Source organism: Marivita sp., assembly GCF_020055675.1.
Classification (GTDB): Bacteria; Pseudomonadota; Alphaproteobacteria; order Rhodobacterales; family Rhodobacteraceae; genus Marivita.
The window spans coordinates 21855-41182 of the sequence record NZ_JAIPUS010000022.1 but is presented as its reverse complement, the minus strand read 5'-3'; the positions used below and the strand labels follow the sequence as shown (position 1 = coordinate 41182).

Annotated in this window: 18 protein-coding genes; 6 read left to right on the top strand and 12 right to left on the bottom strand. The window is 62.7% G+C overall.

What is annotated here, in order from left to right; genetic code table 11:
- From LCF59_RS13465 to LCF59_RS13445, 5 genes are all read right to left on the bottom strand, one after another.
- Positions 1 to 1524 (bottom strand): Hint domain-containing protein, encoded by a 1524-nt coding sequence (locus LCF59_RS13465; protein ID WP_292288128.1) that lies wholly within the window; start codon positions 1522 to 1524, stop codon positions 1 to 3.
- A gap of 198 nt (positions 1525 to 1722) precedes the next feature.
- Positions 1723 to 2595: a 3-hydroxyisobutyrate dehydrogenase gene (gene mmsB / locus LCF59_RS13460; protein ID WP_292288127.1), complete on the bottom strand. Its 873-nt coding sequence runs from the start codon at positions 2593 to 2595 to the stop codon at positions 1723 to 1725.
- A complete protein-coding gene (locus LCF59_RS13455; RefSeq protein WP_292288126.1) occupies positions 2592 to 3641 on the bottom strand; it encodes an enoyl-CoA hydratase/isomerase family protein in 1050 nt (349 codons plus the stop codon). The genes mmsB and LCF59_RS13455 overlap by 4 nt, the downstream gene beginning before the upstream one ends.
- A gap of 93 nt (positions 3642 to 3734) precedes the next feature.
- Positions 3735 to 4874 (bottom strand): acyl-CoA dehydrogenase family protein, encoded by a 1140-nt coding sequence (locus LCF59_RS13450; RefSeq protein WP_292288125.1) that lies wholly within the window; start codon positions 4872 to 4874, stop codon positions 3735 to 3737.
- A 269-nt stretch (positions 4875 to 5143) separates the two neighbouring features.
- Positions 5144 to 6643 carry a CoA-acylating methylmalonate-semialdehyde dehydrogenase gene (locus tag LCF59_RS13445; RefSeq protein ID WP_292288124.1) on the bottom strand — a complete coding sequence of 500 codons (1500 nt, stop codon included), beginning with the start codon at positions 6641 to 6643 and terminating at the stop codon, positions 5144 to 5146.
- A 101-nt stretch (positions 6644 to 6744) separates the two neighbouring features.
- On the opposite strand from LCF59_RS13445, the gene LCF59_RS13440 reads away from it, so the two are divergent.
- From LCF59_RS13440 to coaD, 3 genes are all read left to right on the top strand, one after another.
- Entirely contained in the window at positions 6745 to 7695 is a 951-nt protein-coding gene (locus tag LCF59_RS13440) for a LysR family transcriptional regulator (RefSeq protein ID WP_292288123.1), read from the top strand.
- A gap of 62 nt (positions 7696 to 7757) precedes the next feature.
- Positions 7758 to 8192 carry a CBS domain-containing protein gene (locus tag LCF59_RS13435; protein WP_292288144.1) on the top strand — a complete coding sequence of 145 codons (435 nt, stop codon included), beginning with the start codon at positions 7758 to 7760 and terminating at the stop codon, positions 8190 to 8192.
- Between the two features lie 80 nt (positions 8193 to 8272).
- Entirely contained in the window at positions 8273 to 8776 is a 504-nt protein-coding gene (gene coaD / locus LCF59_RS13430) for a pantetheine-phosphate adenylyltransferase (protein WP_292288122.1), read from the top strand.
- Positions 8777 to 8863: 87 nt separating this feature from the next.
- Here the strand turns inward: coaD and LCF59_RS13425 are convergent, their stop codons facing one another.
- From LCF59_RS13425 to LCF59_RS13405, 5 genes are all read right to left on the bottom strand, one after another.
- Complete coding sequence (locus LCF59_RS13425) at positions 8864 to 9028, bottom strand: hypothetical protein (RefSeq protein WP_292288121.1); 165 nt, start codon at positions 9026 to 9028, stop codon at positions 8864 to 8866.
- Positions 9029 to 9205: 177 nt separating this feature from the next.
- Positions 9206 to 9676: a DUF2383 domain-containing protein gene (locus LCF59_RS13420; protein ID WP_292288120.1), complete on the bottom strand. Its 471-nt coding sequence runs from the start codon at positions 9674 to 9676 to the stop codon at positions 9206 to 9208.
- A 222-nt stretch (positions 9677 to 9898) separates the two neighbouring features.
- Positions 9899 to 10900 carry a type I glyceraldehyde-3-phosphate dehydrogenase gene (gap, locus tag LCF59_RS13415; protein ID WP_292288119.1) on the bottom strand — a complete coding sequence of 334 codons (1002 nt, stop codon included), beginning with the start codon at positions 10898 to 10900 and terminating at the stop codon, positions 9899 to 9901.
- 97 nt (positions 10901 to 10997) lie between these two features.
- A complete protein-coding gene (locus LCF59_RS13410) occupies positions 10998 to 11141 on the bottom strand; it encodes a hypothetical protein (protein WP_292288118.1) in 144 nt (47 codons plus the stop codon).
- 54 nt (positions 11142 to 11195) lie between these two features.
- Positions 11196 to 12467, bottom strand: a complete 1272-nt coding sequence (locus LCF59_RS13405; RefSeq protein WP_292288117.1) for an MFS transporter — start codon at positions 12465 to 12467, stop codon at positions 11196 to 11198.
- 441 nt (positions 12468 to 12908) lie between these two features.
- Here LCF59_RS13405 and LCF59_RS13400 point away from each other — a divergent pair, with 441 nt between their 5' ends.
- Positions 12909 to 14081 (top strand): MFS transporter, encoded by a 1173-nt coding sequence (locus LCF59_RS13400; RefSeq protein WP_292288116.1) that lies wholly within the window; start codon positions 12909 to 12911, stop codon positions 14079 to 14081.
- Positions 14082 to 14352: 271 nt separating this feature from the next.
- Here the strand turns inward: LCF59_RS13400 and gap (LCF59_RS13395) are convergent, their stop codons facing one another.
- Complete coding sequence (gene gap, locus LCF59_RS13395) at positions 14353 to 15357, bottom strand: type I glyceraldehyde-3-phosphate dehydrogenase (protein ID WP_292288115.1); 1005 nt, start codon at positions 15355 to 15357, stop codon at positions 14353 to 14355.
- Positions 15358 to 15767: 410 nt separating this feature from the next.
- On the opposite strand from gap (LCF59_RS13395), the gene LCF59_RS13390 reads away from it, so the two are divergent.
- Together LCF59_RS13390 and LCF59_RS13385 are read left to right on the top strand one after the other, a co-directional pair.
- Positions 15768 to 16724, top strand: coding sequence for a DUF808 domain-containing protein (locus LCF59_RS13390; RefSeq protein ID WP_292288114.1), 957 nt, complete (start codon positions 15768 to 15770; stop codon positions 16722 to 16724).
- Positions 16725 to 16767: 43 nt separating this feature from the next.
- Positions 16768 to 17094, top strand: coding sequence for an aspartate aminotransferase (locus LCF59_RS13385; protein WP_367273402.1), 327 nt, complete (start codon positions 16768 to 16770; stop codon positions 17092 to 17094).
- Positions 17095 to 17303: 209 nt separating this feature from the next.
- Here LCF59_RS13385 and tkt read toward each other — a convergent pair whose 3' ends face one another.
- A complete protein-coding gene (gene tkt / locus LCF59_RS13380) occupies positions 17304 to 19328 on the bottom strand; it encodes a transketolase (RefSeq protein WP_292288113.1) in 2025 nt (674 codons plus the stop codon).

Genomic DNA, 19328 nt, shown 5'->3' with positions numbered 1-19328 from the left:
TCAGGCGGCGCGCGCTTGCAAGGCGCGCGCTTCGAACGTTCTCAGGATCGGCCGCGCGGCTGTCCATCCACATGAGGAAATATCCTCAAGCTCCGGGAAAAGCGCGATAATCTCTTCCCGCGTATCCGGTTCGAAACTGGCCGACATCATCGGTCCGGGCAGATAGCTTTCGGAGGCAAGGCCGGAGCTTTCGAGAATCTGGTGCCGGTCAAGAAGCAGGTGAACATAGGTCACCGTCTTGCGCTGCGTCACCTGTCGCACGCGGGTTCCGTCCACCAAATCCTTGGCCTTCACAAGCACCTCTGCCTCGCCAAACAGCAGTTCCGCCCAGACATCCCGTATCAACACGCGGTGTTGCGGCGACAGCAGCACATCGGTTCGCGCTCCGTAATGTCCCGCCGAAATGAGGATCGGCGCAAAGCGGCCCTGCGCCTCGACGGTGCGCTGGCCTGCCCATCGGATCGGCTGCGGCCCGTCATCCAGTGTCAGCACCAGATCGCCCGCGCGCAAGGTCTCGACGTCTTTCGGGCCGTCCGGTGTCTCGATCCGGGTGCCGGCGACGAAACAGGGCATCTGGTTAACCTGCACGATCGCCGTATCGGATTGGCCGAGCCCGTTCTCGGTCGTGTAGGTGAAATAGGCGGTTTCCTCGTCGCCGTCCGACTGCACGGTCAGCGTCCCATCGGCGTTCAACGTCACCGTCTGGCCCGATGTGAGCGTGACATTGCTGCCCACCGAAACCGCGTTGCCGTTGATATGGGTGATCGTCATCGTCCCGCCGGTCGTGCTGTCATTGTCGAGCACGTCCAGGGTTTTACTGCTGTTCAATCCGATATTGGCCTGATCGTCGGTCGCCACCAGCGCGGCCTGGGCCGATCCGCCGGCGATCATCATGTTGGTGTCATAGGCCCCGTCCCAAACATCCGCCACGCCGATCTTGATCGTATTCTCGACGCCCGGATCGACCGGTGCCGACACGCTGAGGGTGACGGTAAACCCGTCCATCTCGGTGTTGAACTGGTCGTTGGTATTGTCGTTATACAGGTTGCTGGCCGTATCGCCGTTGAGATTGCCGACAGACACGTTGCCATTGCCGACCCCGACCGTCGCCTGGGTGCCGTTGACCCAGATACCAACCGTGTCAAGGAACTCGGAATTTATGTATTCGGGGTATTCCTCGGACCCGATGATGAAAGCCAGGGTAAGCTGGTCGCCGTCCGGTGTGAAGGACACCTCGAGGAAGGATGCATCGTAGGTCGTGCTCCCCCCGGAAATCGCGCTGAAATCGGCGTCCCCCGGCTGGCCGTTATCGGTTGTGCGCCCACCTTCAACGTTGGTGTCCGTGGTCCCGCTGTTGTTCGTGACCCCGGTGGCCTGACCGGTGGACAGGATCACGCCGGTATCACCGGGCGTAAATTCAGGTGAGATCGTATCGCCGCTGGAATAGATCCCAGATGCGCCGCCCGCGCCGGTATAACTGGCAGAGTTGACGGTAACGCCCGCGCCGAAAATGGTGTTGGCCATTTGAACTGCGCTTGCGGCGGTGTTGATCGGAAGTGCCTGAGCAATGGGCATGGGATGCGTGCCTTGTCGTTAACCAGTTTCAGCACTGGATTTGACCGGGCAAGGCGGCGCTTGTTTGCACGAATTTAGTTAACTTTTAGGTATTGTCCTCAGGATGGCTTCGGATCTCGGGGCAATTGTGGCATGGTCCCGCAGGCGTCAGGACCGTCCCCGGGCCTCGAACCGGGGCAGCATGGCCGAGAAATCCCGCCCTGTTCCGCCCTCTGTCTCGACGAAATCGCGGTAAAGCTCCATCGCGGCCAGTCCCATGGGGGTGTCGGCGTCGCAGGCTGCGGCCGCCTGCTGGCTCAGGCGCAAATCCTTGAGCATCAAGTCCGCCGCAAACCCGGGGGTATAGTCATTGTCCGACGGGCTGTTCGGACCGATCCCCGGTGCGGGGCAATAGGTGCTCATAGACCAGCTGTTTCCCGATGACGTGCTGACCACGTCGAACATGGACTGCCGGTCCAGTCCCAGCTTGTCGGCCAGGGCAAAGGCTTCGCATGTGGCAATCATGGTCGCGCCGAGGATCATGTTGTTGCAGATTTTCGCCGCCTGACCGTTTCCGGACGGACCGCAAAGAACAGACTTCCGACCCATGATTTCAAAAAGGGGCAGGGCGATCTTGTAGGCCTTCTCGGTTCCCCCAACCATGAAGGTCAGCGTTCCATCGGCAGCGCCGCCGATTCCCCCCGACACCGGTGCATCCAGCGCCAGCAAACCCGCCGCCACCGCGTCATCGGCCACGGCGCGGGCGCTGTCGACATCCACGGTCGAGCAGTCCAGCAAGACCGCCCCGCTTTGCATCGCCGGGATCACCTGCGCGGCCACGGCGCGCAGGATATCGCCATTGGGCAGCATCATGATGACCACCTCCGCGCCGTCGCAAGCCTCGGCCGCCGTGCGCGCAGTGGACACGCCGTTCACCGTCACCGTCGCCATGTCATAGCCGGTCACGTGGTGTCCTGCCTTGGCGAGTGTCTCTGCCATGGGCGCGCCCATGTTGCCCAGCCCGATAAATCCGATCTTCATGTCCTGCTCCTCCGTTCAAATGACAACGGCGCCCCGGTCACGGGGGCCAGCATGCGTGCGACATCCGCCTCCGGCACCGCGTCCAGATCATGCGTCCATCTGGGTGATTTGTCCTTGTCGATGATGGCCGCGCGAATGCCTTCGAGGAGATCACCATGCTCCATCGATCGTGACGCGAAGCGGTACTCCAGATCAAGAGCCGCGCGCATGTCGCGCGGGCCGTCCTTGAGCCGGTGCAGCACCTCCAGCGTACAGGCAAGCGACAGCGGCGCATTGCGCGACATCCGCTCCAGGGCCTCCGTGGCGAAACTGCCGCCATCGGCCCGCAGGGTCGCCACGACGTCGTTCAGCGCACGCGCGGCAAACAGCCTGTCGATCTCGGGTTGCAGCGCGGCCAGCCGCGCCTCGGGCGCCGGTTTAGATGCGGCACGCACCGCGCTCACGTCGCCATCCGCACAGATCGCGGCCTTGATGCCCTCCCACGCGGTTTCGGGGACAAACACATCGGCAAACCCGGCAAGAATCGCATCAGCCGGATCCATCCTGTCAGTTGTCAGCCCGAGATACGCCCCCATATATCCCGGCGCATGGGCCAGCAGGAACGACCCGCCCACGTCCGGGATCAGGCCGATCCCGCATTCCGGCATGGCGATGCGGCTGCTCTCGCCGACAATCCGGTGGGCGCCGTGACAGCCGATGCCAACACCGCCACCCATCGTGTAGCCCTTCAGGAAGCTGACCACCGGTTTCGGGTATTCCGCGATCAAGGCGTTCATCCGGTACTCGTCGCGCCAGAACCGTTGGCCATAGGCGTAGTCCCCCTGCGTGCCCGTGGCATAGATCTCGGCAATGTCACCCCCTGCGCAGAACGCCTTGTCACCGGCCGCGTCGATCAGGATCAGCTTGACTGTCGGATCGGACCGCCAGGTCCACAGCGCGTCCTCCAGGGCGAGGCACATGTCATGGGTCAGCGCATTGAGCGCAGCGGGCCGGTTCAGCGTGATTCGTCCGGCATGGCCGTCCTTGCGAATGTGAATGTCAGTCATGTCTGTGTCTGCCTGTGCGTTTTGGGGCGTCGGGCAGGGGCCCTGCGGGCCTCACCCGGGGGTATTTCGGGTCCGAAGAAGCCCGGACGACGTTTATTTGGCAAGCATCTGTCGCGCCACGATCAGGCGCATGATCTCGTTCGTGCCTTCGAGAATCTGATGCACGCGCAAGTCACGGACAAGCTTTTCGATGCCGTAATCAGCAAGATAGCCATAGCCACCATGCAGTTGCAGGCAGTGATCAACAACCTGCGAACCGGTTTCGGTGACGAATTTCTTGGCCATGGCGCAGAACCGGGGTGCGTCGGGCGCGCCGGTATCGAGTTTCCAGGCGGCCTGTCGCAGAAACGTGCGGGCGGCCTGCAAGTCGATCTCCATGTCGGCCAGTCTGAATTGCAGCGCCTGGTACTGGTCAATGGTTTTGCCAAAAGCCTGTCGCTCGGCCATGTAGGCCAGCGTCGCGTCCAGCCCGGCCTGCGCGGCACCAAGTGAGCAGGCCGCGATGTTCAGACGCGCGCCATCGAGCCCGGCCATCGCGTAGGAAAAACCCTTGCCTTCGACGCCCAGCAGGTTGCCGGCAGGCACCTTGCAGTCATCGAATTGCACCTGCCGGGTCGGTTGACTGCGCCAGCCCATCTTGTCCTCAAGCCCGCCAAAGCTCAGTCCCGGGGTGCCATCCTCGACCAGCAGGGCAGAGATGCCCTTGGGTCCATCTTCGCCGGTGCGCACCATGGCGATATAGGCATCCGAATAGCCGCCCCCCGAGATGAAGGCCTTTGTTCCGTTCAGCGTGTAACCTTCGTTGGTCCGCGCGGCACGGGTTTTCAACGCGGCGGCATCCGATCCGCTGCCCGGTTCGGTCAGGCAATAGCTCAGCACCGTTTTCATCGCCAGCGCATCGGGAAGCACGCGCGCCTTCATCTCGTCCGAGCCATGGGCGTCGATCATCCGCGCGCACATGTTGTGGATCGACAGGAACGCCGCAACCGAAGGGCAGGCCATCGACAACGCCTCGAAGACCAGCGTCCCGTCGAGCCGCGACAGCCCGGTGCCGCCGCTGTCTTCGGAGACATTGATCCCGGCCAGCCCAAGCGCACCAACGTCGGGCCAAAGCGCTTTCGGGATGGTGCCCTGGGCCTCCCAATCCCGCGCATGCGGCGCGATACGGTCCTGCCCAAAGGCATGGGCCATGTCGAAAATCGCCGATTGTTCGTCTGTCAGGGCAAAATCCATCGCGCCATGCCTCCCGTTGATGCGTGGATTGAACGCTTGTCTGGTTTACGAATGATTGAGGACGTTTGCAAAAGATCAAAGCCCAACGCGGAACGATTAGACCAGGTGCCGGACAGCCGCTCGAATCTGCGCGTCGGGACCTTGACCCGCGTCCCCGGCCCAAGTTCTGGCCCAAGTTCTGGCCCAAGTTCCGGCCAGCACAGCGCGCTTTGACATGGAAAGCAAAAGGGCCGCGCGTGGCGACCCTTTCTTTTTGGTGGCTGACGGGGTCAGTCCATCGCCTTGAAGTTGAACTCGCCGCCGTCCTTGATGCCCGAGGGCCAGCGCGACGTCACCGTCTTGGTGCGGGTATAGAACTTGAAGGCATCCGGCCCGTGCTGGTTCAGGTCGCCGAAGACCGATTTCTTCCAGCCGCCGAAGGTGTGATAGGCCAAGGGCACCGGGATCGGCACGTTGACGCCGACCATGCCGACATTGATCCGGTTGGCAAAATCGCGCGCCGCGTCGCCGTCGCGGGTAAAGATCGCGGTGCCGTTGCCCATCTCGTGATCCATCGCCAGCTGGACCGCCTCTTCGTAGGATCCGGCGCGCACGGTGGACAGGACCGGGCCAAAGATTTCCTTCTGGTAGATGTCCATGTCCGGCGTGACCTTGTCGAACAGATGCGGGCCGACAAAGAACCCGTCTTCATAGCCTTGCAGACTGAAGTCGCGCCCGTCGACCACCAGTTCCGCGCCCTGATCGACGCCGGACTGGATCAGGCCAAGTATGTTTTCCTTGGCGGCGGCGGTGACAACGGGGCCGTAATCCACGTCATCGCCGGCCGTGTAGGGGCCGACCTTCAGCTTTTCGATCCGCGGCACCAGCTTTTCGATCAGCCGGTCCGCCGTCTCGTCGCCCACCGGAACAGCCACGGAGACAGCCATGCAGCGCTCGCCCGCCGCGCCATAGCCCGCGCCGATCAGCGCATCCGCAGCCTGGTCCATATCCGCATCCGGCATCACGATCATGTGGTTCTTGGCGCCGCCGAAACACTGCACGCGTTTGCCGTGCGAACAGCCCTTGCCATAGATGTATTCCGCGATCGGCGTGGATCCGACAAAGCCGATGGACTGGACCACCGGATGCTCGAGAAGCGCATCCACGGCCTCCTTGTCGCCGTTCACGACCTGCAGGATACCCTTGGGCAGCCCGGCTTCTTCCATCAGCTCGGCCAGCATTATCGGCACCGACGGGTCACGCTCGGACGGTTTGAGGATAAACGCGTTGCCGCAGGCGATGGCAGGCGCGAACATCCACATCGGGATCATCGCCGGAAAGTTGAACGGTGTGATGCCCGCCGACACGCCCAAGGGCTGCTTCATCGAATACATGTCGATCCCCGGACCGGCGCTGTCGGTATAGTCCCCCTTGAGCAACTCCGGCGCGCCGATGCAATATTCGACCACCTCGAGCCCGCGCTGGACATCGCCCTTGGCGTCCGGGATGGTCTTGCCATGCTCGCGGCTCAGCGTCTCGGCCAGCTTGTCCATGTCGCGGTTCAGAAGCGTGACGAATTTCATCATCACCCGCGCGCGCCGCTGCGGGTTGGTCGCGGCCCAGGCGGGTTGCGCGCGTGCGGCTATTTCGACGGCCTTGGACACTTCGTCGGTCGACGCGAGCGGGCATTTCGCCTGCACCTCGCCCGTTGCCGGGTTGTAGACATCCGAAAACCGCCCCGACGTGCCGTCGAAATGGGCGCCGTCAAGATAATGGGTCAAGTCTTGCATGGAATCCTCCTCAGGTTATTGGATGCAGCTTAGTCTTGCAAAAATGCGGATCAAAGAGGCAATCTCCCAAAGACGTTTTGCAAAAATGCAAAGGAGGCGCCATGCAAAGCTGGGATGACCTGCGGATTTTCCTGTCCGTCGCGCGCAACGAAACCCTGTCCGGTGCTGGAAAAGCGCTGCGCATGGACCCGGCCACCGTGGGCCGCCGTGTCGCCCGCCTCGAAGAGGCGATGGGCCAGCCGCTTTTCGTCAAAAGCCCGCAAGGCTATGCCCTGACCGAAGCAGGCACCCGCCTGACCGACCACGCCGAACGCGCCGAACAAGCGATGCAGGGCGCGGGATCGGTGCTGTCGCAGGATGCCGATACGCTCAGCGGGCAGATTCGCGTCGGTGCGCCGGACGGCTGTGCCAATTTTGTCTTGCCGCGGGTGTTTGCCGATCTGTCCAAGGCGCATCCCGATCTTGATCTGCAAATCGTGGCGCTGCCCCGCGTCGTCAACCTGTCCCGCCGCGAGGCGGATATGGCGATCACCGTCAGCCCGCCGACCGCCGCGCGGCTATCCTACCAGCGGATCACCGATTACCGGCTGCACCTCGCCGCCAGCCAGACCTATCTTGCCGCGCGCCCGCCGCTGACCAGCGTCACCGATCTGCACCAGCACCGCATGGTCGGCTACATCCCCGACATGATCTTCGACAAGGAACTGGATTACCTCAGCGATCTGGCGCTTGACCGCGTGGCGCTCGCCTCGAACTCGGCCTCGGTCCAAGTGCAGTTGTTGCGGGAACACGGCGGTGTCGGCGTTGTGCATGATTTCGCGCTCCCCTTTGCCCCCGATGTGACCCGTGTTCTGACCGACGCGCTGTCCTTCACCCGCAGCTTTTACCTGGTGCGCCACGCCGAAGACCGACGCCTCGACAGGATCACGCGGGTTGCCTCCGCGTTGGCCAAGGGGGTGCGGGCCGAGGTTGGGCGCCTCGAAGCGATGGTGGCCCGCGGCCAGGCCCCACGCGCTGCGATCAAACACCCCGACAGCCAACAAACGATCTGAAACACTTGACAGAACAGGGGTCTGTGAGGACGCTACAAGGATGACCGATGGAGGAACGGACCATGCAAGTGCACCACATCCTGAAAAGCAAGGCGACCGACGCAGTTGTCACCGTCGCCCCCGGAACCCCCATTTCCGATGTGGCCAAGGTCCTGGCCGAAAAGCGGATCGGGACGGTCGTGGTGTCAAAGGATGGCGAAACCACGATCGGCGTGCTGTCTGAACGCGATATCGTGCGCGAACTGGCCGCGCGGGGCGCCGACTGCCTGGGCGATACCGTCGATACCTACATGACCAGCGACGTCATCACCTGCTCGCGCCACGACGAAGCCGATGTCGTCCTGACAAAAATGACCGACGGCCGGTTCCGCCACATGCCCGTGGTCGAAGACGGCAAACTGGTGGGTCTCATCACACTTGGCGACGTGGTCAAGGCGCGGCTCAACGAGCTTGCGATGGAGAAATCGGCGCTTGAAGGCATGATCATGGGTCATTGACGCGGCTCTTCGCTTTGACTTGATCTTACACGCAATTCAGTGCCAGACGGGGCGGGATTGACGAAACCCGGAGACAGCCCATGCGCATCGGTCTTTACCCCGGCACATTTGACCCGATCACGATGGGCCATATCGACATTATCCGCCGGGCTGCAATCCTCGTGGACAGGCTGGTGATCGGCGTGGCGATCAACCGCGAAAAGGGCCCGCTGTTTTCGCTCGACGAACGCGTCGGCATGATCGAGGCGGAATGCGTGTCTCTGTCGGAACAGACCGGCATCGAGATCATCGTGCATCCGTTCGAAAATCTGCTGATCGACTGCGCCAGCGACGTTGGTGCCGAGCTTATCATTCGTGGGCTGCGCGCGGTGTCGGATTTCGAATACGAATTCCAGATGGTCGGCATGAACCGGTCACTTGATGACAGCGTCGAGACCGTGTTCCTCATGGCCGAGGCGCGACATCAGGCGATTGCGTCCAAACTGGTCAAGGAAATCGCGCGGCTGGACGGCGATGTGAGCAAATTCGTCTCTGCCCCGGTGCGCCGCGCCCTGATCGAAAAGTTCGACCGGGCAAACCCGTAAGGCATCTTTCGGACGCGCCGCATCACCCGAAAAGAGCCGCGCATGTTCTGCGCGGCCCTGGTCCAGGTTCGGTGTCGCGCACGTCCGTCAGCGGCCATAGATCGCCCGCTGGGCAATTTTCTCTGCGTCGCCGCGGTAAATATCGAGGTCAAGCGCGACATCCAGTGGCATATCGCGGATTTCGCGGATCGTGCGGTGATAGGCGACCCGCTTGCGAAGGCGATCCCGCACGGAAGACATAAGATGGGCCATCGTCAGTCCTTTCCCTGGACATATGGTGGTGCTGCGCGCTGTTTGCGCTATCAGCCCACCACATAAGGATGCTGCACTGCCGCACAACTGGCAGGACGGAAGGCCCGCCTTGCGTTTTGTGCAAGGGTCGTGTCCGTCTGGGATCACGGCCCGACCGTGCCGGACTAGGCAGGAAAATCAATCCAGATGGGCTGTGCGCTTCAGCAGGTTTTCCAGCTCGGCGCGCATCGCGATCAGCTCCACCTCCTGCGGGGCGCTGCAATTGGCCTCGGCCTCGCGGAACGCCGCGAGGACATGATCTTCGCCGCGCCGCACCTGTTCCATGACATCTGCATCGATCTCGTCGAAAAACGCGCGCAGCGACACCACGGCCTTGTTCACCGTGGCCATCAGGGACCCGTCGGGCTCGACATGGCCATGCAGCATGATGGCGATCTTTTCTGCATGGGCGGCGTGCATGTCGCGGAATGACACGGCCACGTCCCGAAACGCGGGTTCGGCCTTGTCCACCATCACGTCGAACCCGGCTTTTGCATCGACGATCCGTGTATGGAGATCGCGCAGATGATCGTTTGGCGTGGTCGGCCTGGCCTCGAAATCTTCGGGGTCCAGATGCGGTGCGGCGGGATTGAGGGAAGTGTTGGTCATGTCGCCTCCTTTGCCATCGGGGGCCGCCTGTGCCCCCATCTGCATGGAAACGTCCGGCGCGCCCGCCGCGGTTCCCCGCGCGCAGACGGTCCATGACCGGATCGGCAGCTTTTCGCCATCTGGTGGCCAGAAGCCGCAGGGGTGGCGCGTGTCGCGCGCATTGGCGGTCACGCGCCACCCTGTCACCGGCACGCCCTTGACGTGCCTCGGGCTTTTGGGGCCCTAGATCAACCGGCCCATCGCCACGGCCGTGTCCGCCATGCGGCTGGAGAAGCCCCACTCGTTGTCATACCAGCTCAGGATCCGGACCATGTTGCCATCCATCACTTTGGTCTGGTCGGTATGGAACACCGAGGAATGCGGATCATGGTTGAAATCGCTGCTCACCAGCTGGCGGTCGGTATATCCGAGGATGCCCTTGAGTGGCCCATCCGCGGCCTTGCGCACGGCGGCGTTGATCTCTTCGGCATCCGTGGCGCGCGACGCGGTGAAGGTCAGGTCCACCACCGACACGTTCGGGGTTGGCACGCGGATCGCCACGCCGTCGAGCTTGCCGTTCAACTCCGGCAGGACAAGCCCCACGGCCTTGGCCGCGCCGGTCGAGGTGGGGATCATGCTCAGCCCGGCCGCGCGGGCGCGATACAGATCCTTGTGCATCGTATCCAGCGTCGGCTGATCGCCGGTATAGCTGTGGATCGTCGTCATGAAGCCGCGCTCGATCCCGATGGCGTTGTTCAGGACATAGGCCACCGGCGCCAGGCAATTGGTCGTGCAGGAGGCGTTGGACACCACGATGTCCTCGGCCGTCAGGCTGTCGTGGTTCACACCATAGACGATGGTCTTGTCGGCATCCTTGCCGGGGGCGGAAATCAGCACCCGGCTGCTGCCGTTGTCCAGATGCGCCTGGCAGGCCTCCTTGCTGGTGAAAATGCCGGTGCACTCCAGCACCACGTCCACGTCGGACCACGGCAGATCGGCGGGCGATTTGATCGCCGTGACCCGGATCGGCCCGCGGCCCACATCGATGCTGTCTTCTGTGCTCTTGACCTCGACGGGAAAGCGCCCGTGCACGCTGTCGAATTGCAGCAAATGCGCGTTGGTTTCGACCGGACCCAGATCGTTGATCGCCACCACCTCGATATCGGTGCGGCCGGATTCGATGATCGCGCGCAGGATGTTGCGGCCGATCCGGCCAAATCCGTTGATCGCTACTTTGGTGCTCATAGGAGGCTCCTCGCTCGTTCAGTCTGGTCCGCGGCCATAATGGATGCGGCCTTGTTACCGCTAACAACCAGAGGACATACGCCAAGTCAACCTGCGCTTAGCGCCAGAAAGCGATCCATTCGATCAGGTCCAGCAGCTTTTGCGCCAGAAACCTCAGACCGTCGCTGCCTGTCAGGACCGCGTCAATGGCGATCCCGCCAAGGATCAGCACAGCCAAACCGATGGCGATTGAATTGGTCATCGCGGCCTGTTCCTCCGGTACCTTTGACCAACATGTCAGAGGGCAGGGAGGATGTCACCCGCCCGCCGCCTCGGCCTCCGCCTCGCGCTCCAGCTCGCCCTGTTCGGCCGCCCATGTGCCCGCGGCTTCAAGCGCCAGCGGCGACGCGGTCGGCAAAACACCCAGATAGCTGTCGGTCTCCTCGACCGGCGATGCCGCCCGCCGCGTCATCCGATAGGCCGAATACGCGGCCGTCACAGCGAATATCCCCGACATGAAGACCCAGAACGCCGCCGGGCCGAACCGCTCCATGCCGGCCCCGGCGACCAAGGGTCCAAGGATCGCGCCGATCCCGAAGATCATGACAAGCCCGCCCGACGCCGCCGGCATGTCCTCGGGCGACAGCGAATCGTTCGTGTAGGCCAGCAAGAGCGAATAGACCGGCGCCGTCACGCCTCCGGCCAGGAACGCTGTCCCCATGAGCAACACGATATCGCCGCCGCTGACCCAGCCCGAAGCGCAGAAAACGGCCCCCAGCAGGGTGCAGAAAAAAATCAGTTTACGCCGGTCCACCCGGTCCGACATCCAGCCGATCGGATATTGCATCACCAGCGCGCCACCGAACAGCATGGCGATGAACAGCGAAATCTGCCCCGCCGTCAGCCCAAGCTCGGACCCGTAAACCGCGCCCATGCCGGTCTGCGTGGCATAGATCGTGCCCAGCAGGAAAATCCCCACGGTGCCCAGCGGGGAACCTTTGAACAACTCCCGCAGCGGCATTGGCCGGGTCGCTTCGACCGCCGGGGTGGGTGACACCGTCAGCAGGATCGGCCCGAACGAGATCGACACCAGGATCGACGCCCCGATGAACAGCACCGCCGACGCCGCGTCCCCCAGGGTCAGCAAGCCCTGCGCCCCGATGATCCCCAGCGTCTGGGCGATCATATAGGCCGACAATATCTTGCCGCGTGTCTCGTTTGTTGCTGCCGCGTTCAGCCAGCTTTCGGCCGTCACGTAAATGCCCGAGATGCAAAAGCCGATCAGCACCCGCAGCAGCGTCCAGGAAATCGGATCGGTGAACAGTGGAAACGCGATCAGCGCCGCCGACATGAAGCTGCCGAGCGCTGCAAAGACCCGCACGTGGCCAACCCGCCGGATCATTTCCGGCGTGGCCTTCGCGCCCGACAGGAAGCCCAGGAAATAGCCCGACGCGACGATCGCCAGCGCCGCCGCCGAAAACCCCTCGATCCCGCCGCGCACACCGATCAGCGTGAAATGCATGCCGTTTCCCAGCATGATGAACACGATCCCGATCAACAGGGCCCATATCCCCGAAAATACACTCATCCCGGCGCTCTCCACTGGCTGGACAGACAATAGGTCTGCAATCCCATGATACAACCATACTGCGGGGCCGAAATTGCTGCAGCGCCGCAACACGTGCCGGGGGCGACCTTTTGCAGGTGCAGAAACGGAACGCGCCCACGAAGCGCGGCGATGTATTGCGGCCATCATCGCGGCCATGCGCCACCGGCCCATGCGCCAGCCGTCCGGGAAGCCGCTCCAACTGCGTGATGAAGCTGTCTGCGTGATGTCCCCATCCGCGTGACGTCAATGTCGGCCACTGCGCAGGCAAGGGGTCTTTCCAGTGAGCAAACCAATGTGCAAAAAACGGCCTCGTCGCGGTCAAAGGCCCGCTTGCGCACTCCATGCGGGACGCCGGGATAGGCGCAGCCGGGGAACTCATGGCCTGTCCGGTGTGTTACCGTGCAAATGGAGGATGACCGAATGACATTCTTCCACAGTTTGTCTCTGGCCGGTTTCGCGGCCACCGCCATCAGTTTCGGACCCGGACGGATGGGGTTCGGCCTGTTCGTGCCCGAATTCAAGACCACGTTCTCGATGTCCTCCTCGTCGGTCGGGTTTGTGTCCGGCCTCGGCTTTGCCGGCTTCTTTATCGGCCTGCTGATCGCGCAATACTTGCTGAACCGCAGGGGGCCTGAAGTCCCGGTGCTTACCGGATTGACCGCCGCCACGCTGGGCACCGGTATTGTTGCGCTCGCGCCTGACGTCACGGTCCTGGCGGTGGGCATTTTCCTTGCGGGCTCAAGCGCTGGGTTTGCCTGGACACCGTTCAACGACGCGGTGCACCGCAAGATCAGGGACGTGAACCGGCCCACTGCCTTGTCGCAAATCAGTACAGGCACCAGCGCCGGTATCGCCCTCGCGGGTGCCGTCGCCCTTGCCATGGTCCTTTTGGGGTATGACTGGCGGGTCTGCTGGGCTGTGTTCTCCGGGGCCAGCGCTCTGGCGCTCGTTGGCAACTGGGCGGCACTCCGCCGGGTTGAAAAATCGCCCGAAGCTGGCACGCGGGAACATGTGCAGGATTTGCTCCATTTTGCGGCCTTGCCGATTTTCGGGATCGCCCTCGTGCATGGCATCACCTCGGCAATCTACATTTCCTTTGCCGCTGACCGCTTTGCCCATGCGGGCCTTTCCGGAGAGGTGGACGGCGCGATCCCGTCGCTCGTTTTCATCTTTTACGGCATCTTTGGCCTGTTCGGCCTCTTGTCGAACAGGCTGCGGGATGCGTTTGGCCTGAACGGGATCCTTCGGGCGATCCTCCTGGCCTCGGCCGCCTCGTTGGCTTTTGCGGCGATCCTGCCCGGCAGCTGGGTGGGGCTGGTCTCCTCCGCCGGGTTGCAGGGGATCACCGTGATGATGACAAGCGCAATATTGGCCTTCTGGTCAGAGCGTCTGTTCCCGTCATTGCCATCGCTGGGCTTCACGGTCACTCTCTTGGCCACGGCTGCGGGCAGCGTGATCGGTCCCGTGCTGGCAGGGCTGGTTTTCGACGGCCTGGGCGCGGTGGCGATGTTTGTCGGAACCGCAGCCGTACCGCTCTGCGCTGCCGCAATCCTGCAAACCAGGGTCTTGGTGGACAGGCCGTTGGCATGGTGACAGCGTCAGAACCCGGCGCGACTCAACGGCGAAGGTTCCCCTCCCGCGTCCGGGATTCATCGCAGCGCCGACGTGTCGCACACCCCCAGGCACCCGTCGCAAGGCCACCCTGCGGCACCGGACAAAACGGACCCGCTTGGTCCGGCGGTGATGCAGAGCGCCTCTCGCGCGCCGGGTCCGAGGTGGCGTTAAAACCTTAAGAAAGGATGAACACGCCTCTGTAAGCCATTGATTTCACGTCGGACCGGACCCGTCCCAGCCGTGGGACGCCTCAGTGAAGCAGTCGCCCCATCGCGCCGGCCACGTCAGCCATCCGGGCCGAAAAGCCCCATTCATTGTCGTACCAGGCCAGCACCCGCACCATCCGGCGGCCCACCACCTTGGTCTGGTCCGGCGCAAAGATCGACGATTGCGTGGTGTGGTTGAAATCAACCGAAACCTTGGGTTCGGGATCATAGGACAGCACCGTCCCCATATGGGTCGCCGCCGCCTCCCGGACCACCTCGTTCACGTCCTCCACGGTCACATCCTTGCCCGCACAGAAGGTCAGATCCACCGCCGACACGTTCGGGGTCGGCACCCGCACCGCCGATCCGTCCAGCTTGCCCTTGAGATTGGGAAGCACCTCTCCAAGCGCCTTGGCCGCGCCGGTCGAGGTCGGGATCATCGCCATCGCCGCCGCCCGCGCGCGATAGAGGTCGGCATGCCGGCGATCCAGTGTCGGCTGATCGCCGGTATAGGAATGTATCGTCGTCATGATGCCACTCTCGATCCCGATCGCCGCGTCCAGAACCTGGGCCAGCGGCGCCAGACAATTCGTGGTGCAGGACCCGTTCGAGATCATCGTGTCACCATGCGCCAGCCCGCGATGGTTCACCCCATAGACAACGGTTTTCTGCACGTTCTTCGCAGGCGCCGAGATCAGCACCGATTTCGCCCCGCGCTCCATGTGGACGGCCGCCTTGTCGCCGTCATTGAAATTGCCCGTGCATTCCAGAACGACGTCACAGCCCGACCAGTCCAGGTTTTGCGGATCATAGGTCGAATACACCTCCATCGGCCCGCGCCCGAGGTCCATCGTGTTGCCCTCGATCCGGACGTCGCCGGCAAACCGGCCATGCACGCTGTCATAGCGCAGCAGATGGGCGTTTGTCTCGATCGGGCCGGTCGCGTTGATCTTGACCACCTGAACGTCATTCCGCGAACTTTCCGCGATATGCGCCAGCGTGCAGCGGCCGATACGACCGAATCCGTTGATTCCAAGCGTGACGGTCATGAGCATGTCTCCTGCGCAATGCGATTGTTATCCGTATACGAGCGTATGCCGCCTACGAAAAGAAAAAATATGAGTTTTTCCAGCATGTTAGCGCAAAATGTAAGTGAGATTCGCATGTTGGCGCTAACCTGAGGGACAGTTTGCGGTAACAGGCTTGGCTTGTTTCGAATCTGAAAAATTCAATGCGCGGGAGCGGCCCTGGCATTCACTGCCGCCACGGGTCCGCGCCTTTAGCCGGGCTGAGCCGTGCCGCCAGCGCTGGCGCGTGCGGCGTCTTCCACTGCAATGCCGACGATCCGTGGCAGATGGGCATCTTGGTCGGGACCCGGGCCATTGCCGGGGGCGTTTGGTATTGGCGCTACATGCAGCGGGACGCTATGTCTGGCGTGACCGGATACAGGAGCGACGTGATGAGTGGATTGTTGGCCCTTCTCGATGACGTTGCGGGCATTGCCAAAGTGGCGGCCGCATCTGTCGACGACATCGGGGCTGCCGCGGCCAAGGCCGGCTCCAAGACCGCGGGTGTGCTGATTGACGATGCCGCGGTCACGCCAAAATACCTGCAAGGTTTCGAACCGGCGCGGGAATTGCCGATCATCTGGCGCATCGCGCGTGGATCGCTGATCAACAAGCTGGTTATCCTGTTGCCTGCCGCCTTGCTGATGTCGAGCTTTTTCCCGTGGATGATCCCGCCGCTCCTGATCCTCGGGGGCAGTTACCTTTGCTTTGAGGGGGCAGAAAAGATCGCGCATGTGATGCTGCCGCATGATGCGCAGTCCGGTGGACCCGATGGCAGCCACAGCATCAAGGATCCGCTGCACCTTGAAAAAGAGAAGATAAAGGGCGCGATCAAGACAGACTTCATATTGTCGGCAGAGGTCATGACGATCGCGCTCTCAGTGATAGACGCTGGAAATGTGTGGATGCAGGGCATTACGCTGGCACTGGTCGGCGTGATGGTCACGCTGGCGGTCTACGGCGCGGTCGCGGTGATCGTGAAGATGGACGATGTGGGCCTGTGGCTCAGCAAGGCGGGCAATTTCGCGGCAACCCGGTCGGTGGGGCGCGGGATCGTGATGTTCATGCCGTGGCTTCTCAAAGGGCTGACCGTGGTGGGCACGGCGGCGATGCTCTGGGTCGGCGGATCGATCATCGTGCATTCCGTGGCACAGATGGGATGGCATGTGCCAGAGGATACGATCTACCGGATCGCCTCCGCCACGAGCGGCGGGGTCCCGTTCCTGAACTGGGCGATCACGGCGGCCATCGACTTCGTGCTTGGCCTGATCTGGGGCCTGATCCTGATCCCCTTCGGGATCAAGGTGGTGGCGCCGGTCTGGACAGCCGTGATGCCCAAAGGGCTTTGACGCTTTAAGCTTGCCTTACCCCCGCATCCGCTAGGGGTGCGGTATGAAAAAACCGGAAAAACCGACAAATCTCGACCCCGAAAAATGGCTCCGCGACCTGTTTTCCGCCAAAACTGTGGGGCGCGGCGGGGTGGTTCACCGCCCGGCGCGCGACGTTGACCGCTACGCAGGCCGCGAGGCGTTCTTGCATGAAGTGCGGCGTCGCGGGTTTACGCTGGTGGAAAACGGCGAACAATTGGTGGTATTTTGCAACCGCGATCCCGTGCGTCTTCTTGTCAATCGCGATCCGCCCAAGCTGTCGCGCCGCGCATGGCCGGTGACACGTCCGCAGCCTGCAATGGATAGTCCCGTTCACCGCGATCGGGGTTGACCGGGCAGGGCCGTCAGGGTGGTGTTTGGCTCTTGCGCTCACCACGGCATCGCGGTCGCGCGGGGGTGTTCACGATCATCTGTGTCGTGTCGTCTGTTGTTCCGACGCGGGTACAAACCCGTTTCCGCAGTCATCCGATCCACTCTGCACCGCCCGCCCGGTGCCGCAGGCCTTGGGGGCCGGCGACGGGGGCGGACGACGCAAGGCAGTCACCCGCCCGAAATCAGGTCGCGCACCTTTTGCGCCACGGCGTCAGCCGTGATGCCGAATTTATTGTAAAGCGTCTCTGCCGGCGCCGACGCGCCAAAGCCATGCATTCCGACAAACCCGGCTTTCTCGCGTTTGCCACGTTCGCCGTAGAGCCAGCGATCCCAGCCGAACCGGATTCCTGCCTCGACCGCAACGCGCACCGGCCCGCCGGGCAGAACGCGCTTGCGGTAACGTTCCTCCTGATCCTCGAAAAGCTCCCAGCAGGGCATGGATACGACGCGCGTTCCAATACCCTCGCCGTGCAGGATATCCCGCGCGGCCATCGCGATTTCGACCTCGGAGCCGGTCGCCATCAGGATGGCCTGGCGTTTGCCCTCGGCATCGGCCAGGACATAGGCGCCTTGCGCGACAAGGTTCTTGGTCTTGTGTTCGGTCCGCACTGTCGACAATCCTTGACGGGTCAGCGACAGGACCGAGGGCGTGTTCGTCTGCGTCAGTGCAATTTCCCAGGCCTCGGCCGTTTCCACGGTATCGGCGGGGCGGAACACGAGCGTGTTTGGCGTTGCGCGGCTGATCGCCAGATGTTCGATGGGCTGGTGCGTCGGACCATCCTCACCCAGACCGATGGAATCATGTGTCATCACGTAGACGGTCGGCACCCGCATCAACGCCGACAGCCGCATCGCGGGGCGGGCATAATCGGTGAAACACATGAACGTGCCGCCATAGGGCCGGATGCCACCATGCAACGCCATGCCGTTCATCGCCGAGGCCATGCCGTGTTCGCGGATGCCCCAATAGATGTACCGCCCGCCGCGCTGGTCGATATCGAACACCTCGAGATCGCCGGTTTTGGTGTTGTTCGACCCCGTCAAATCGGCCGAACCCCCGATGGTTTCAGGCAGGATCGGGTTGACAACTTCAAGCACCATTTCCGAGCTTTTCCGCGTGGCCAGTTTGGGCGCGGTTTCGCTGATCTGCTTTTTCAGCGCCTTGATGGTCACGGACAGCTTTTTCGGCGCATCCCCCGCCATCGTGCGGGCAAACTCGGCCTGTCGCGACGCGGACACGGCGGACAGCCGCTGCTCCCAGGCGTCGCGTTCGGCGGCACCGCGGCGGCCAATCGCCTCCCAGGTTGATTTGATGTCAGACGGGATTTCGAACGGGTCATGCGTCCAGCCCCAGGCCTCGCGGGCCTCGGCGTTCTGGTCGGCATTGGTCAGCGCGCCATGTCCCTTGGACGTGTCCTGGGCGGCATGGCCCAGCGCGATATGCGTCTTGCAGGCGATCATCGACGGGCGCTTGTCTTTCTTGGCGTTGACGATGGCCGCGTCTATCTCGGAGGGATCATGCCCGTCGATTTCCTGCACATGCCAGCCGGCTGCAGTAAAGCGTCCGATCTGGTCGGTACGATCCGACAAATCGACGGTTCCATCGATGGTTATGTTGTTGTTGTCCCAGAACACGATCAGCCGTGACAGCTCTTGCCGACCGGCGATGCCCATAGCTTCGTGGCTGACGCCTTCCATCAGGCAGCCGTCGCCCGCGATGACATAGGTATGATGGTCAACCAGCTTCTTTCCAAAGCGCGCGCGGAGCGATTCCTCGGCGATGGCAAAGCCCACCGAATTTGCAAGACCCTGGCCCAACGGTCCGGTTGTCGTCTCGATCGCCTGGGCAAGAAAGTTCTCGGGGTGCCCGGCGGTCTTGGACCCCCACTGGCGGAAATTCTTGATCTGATCGAGCGTGATCTCCGCGTCGCCGACAAGGTAAAGCAGCGCGTAGAGCAGCATCGACCCGTGCCCGGCCGACAGGATGAATCGATCCCGATCATGCCAGTCAGGGCGGCTTGCGTCGAATTTCAGATGGGTCTCGAACAGCACAGTGGCCACGTCCGCCATACCGATCGGCATGCCCGAGTGGCCGGAATTCGCCGCCGCGACGGCGTCCAGCGCCAGCGCGCGGATTGCGGTGGCCTTGTTCCAATGGTCAGGGTTCTGGGCTTTGAGTGTGTCGATATCCAC

What these genes read in the sequence shown, in the direction of transcription:
- LCF59_RS13405 (WP_292288117.1), bottom strand. Translation starts at nt 12,467, where the DNA reads ATGAGTGTATTTTCGGGGATATGGGCCCTGTTGATCGGGATCGTGTTC.
- LCF59_RS13450 (WP_292288125.1), bottom strand. Translation starts at nt 4,874, where the DNA reads ATGGATTTTGCCCTGACAGACGAACAATCGGCGATTTTCGACATGGCC.
- gap (WP_292288115.1), bottom strand. Translation starts at nt 15,357, where the DNA reads ATGACCGTCACGCTTGGAATCAACGGATTCGGTCGTATCGGCCGCTGC.
- LCF59_RS13465 (WP_292288128.1), bottom strand. Translation starts at nt 1,524, where the DNA reads ATGGCCAACACCATTTTCGGCGCGGGCGTTACCGTCAACTCTGCCAGT.
- mmsB (WP_292288127.1), bottom strand. Translation starts at nt 2,595, where the DNA reads ATGAAGATCGGATTTATCGGGCTGGGCAACATGGGCGCGCCCATGGCA.
- LCF59_RS13390 (WP_292288114.1), top strand. Translation starts at nt 15,768, where the DNA reads ATGAGTGGATTGTTGGCCCTTCTCGATGACGTTGCGGGCATTGCCAAA.
- LCF59_RS13435 (WP_292288144.1), top strand. Translation starts at nt 7,758, where the DNA reads ATGCAAGTGCACCACATCCTGAAAAGCAAGGCGACCGACGCAGTTGTC.
- gap (WP_292288119.1), bottom strand. Translation starts at nt 10,900, where the DNA reads ATGAGCACCAAAGTAGCGATCAACGGATTTGGCCGGATCGGCCGCAAC.
- LCF59_RS13410 (WP_292288118.1), bottom strand. Translation starts at nt 11,141, where the DNA reads ATGACCAATTCAATCGCCATCGGTTTGGCTGTGCTGATCCTTGGCGGG.
- LCF59_RS13425 (WP_292288121.1), bottom strand. Translation starts at nt 9,028, where the DNA reads ATGGCCCATCTTATGTCTTCCGTGCGGGATCGCCTTCGCAAGCGGGTC.
- LCF59_RS13420 (WP_292288120.1), bottom strand. Translation starts at nt 9,676, where the DNA reads ATGACCAACACTTCCCTCAATCCCGCCGCACCGCATCTGGACCCCGAA.
- coaD (WP_292288122.1), top strand. Translation starts at nt 8,273, where the DNA reads ATGCGCATCGGTCTTTACCCCGGCACATTTGACCCGATCACGATGGGC.
- LCF59_RS13400 (WP_292288116.1), top strand. Translation starts at nt 12,909, where the DNA reads ATGACATTCTTCCACAGTTTGTCTCTGGCCGGTTTCGCGGCCACCGCC.
- LCF59_RS13445 (WP_292288124.1), bottom strand. Translation starts at nt 6,643, where the DNA reads ATGCAAGACTTGACCCATTATCTTGACGGCGCCCATTTCGACGGCACG.
- LCF59_RS13440 (WP_292288123.1), top strand. Translation starts at nt 6,745, where the DNA reads ATGCAAAGCTGGGATGACCTGCGGATTTTCCTGTCCGTCGCGCGCAAC.
- LCF59_RS13385 (WP_367273402.1), top strand. Translation starts at nt 16,768, where the DNA reads ATGAAAAAACCGGAAAAACCGACAAATCTCGACCCCGAAAAATGGCTC.
- LCF59_RS13455 (WP_292288126.1), bottom strand. Translation starts at nt 3,641, where the DNA reads ATGACTGACATTCACATTCGCAAGGACGGCCATGCCGGACGAATCACG.